The organism is Flavobacterium cheonhonense, assembly GCF_035671315.1.
GTDB classification, from domain to species: domain Bacteria; phylum Bacteroidota; class Bacteroidia; order Flavobacteriales; family Flavobacteriaceae; genus Flavobacterium; species Flavobacterium cheonhonense.
This window is the reverse complement of sequence record NZ_JAXAVY010000028.1, coordinates 1-434: the sequence shown is the minus strand read 5'-3', so window position 1 is coordinate 434 and position 434 is coordinate 1. Positions and strand designations below refer to the sequence as shown.

Annotated in this window: 1 protein-coding gene; it reads right to left on the bottom strand. The window is 44.5% G+C overall.

The genetic code is table 11. From position 1 onward, the window contains the following. Positions 1-434: hypothetical protein (locus SK086_RS13625; protein WP_324692352.1), on the bottom strand; the 434-nt coding region annotated here is incomplete at both ends.

Genomic DNA, 434 nt, shown 5'->3' with positions numbered 1-434 from the left:
GTACAAGTCATAGTATTGTTGCTACCACAACCACTTTGTTGGCCACAAGAGTCAACGGTGTAAGTCCAAGTAACATCTACATAACCACCACAAATTGAAGGTGCGTTAGCAGGTGCATTGTTAGTCAATGTACCACCACAACCACCAGTAGCAGTTGTTGAAGCTAAGAACGCATTCCAAGCTGAATTTACATCAGCTTGAGAGCTACAAGAAGCAACAGTAACATTGTTACCACAGTTGAACACTACCGGAGCCGGAGCTTCAACGGTGAAACGTTTGGTACAAGTCATAGTATTGTTACTACCACAACCACTTTCTTGACCACAAGAGTCAACGGTGTAAGTCCAAGTAACATCTACATAACCACCACAAATTGAAGGCGCGTTAGCAGGCGCATTGTTAGTCAATGTACCACCACAACCGCCGGTTGCAGT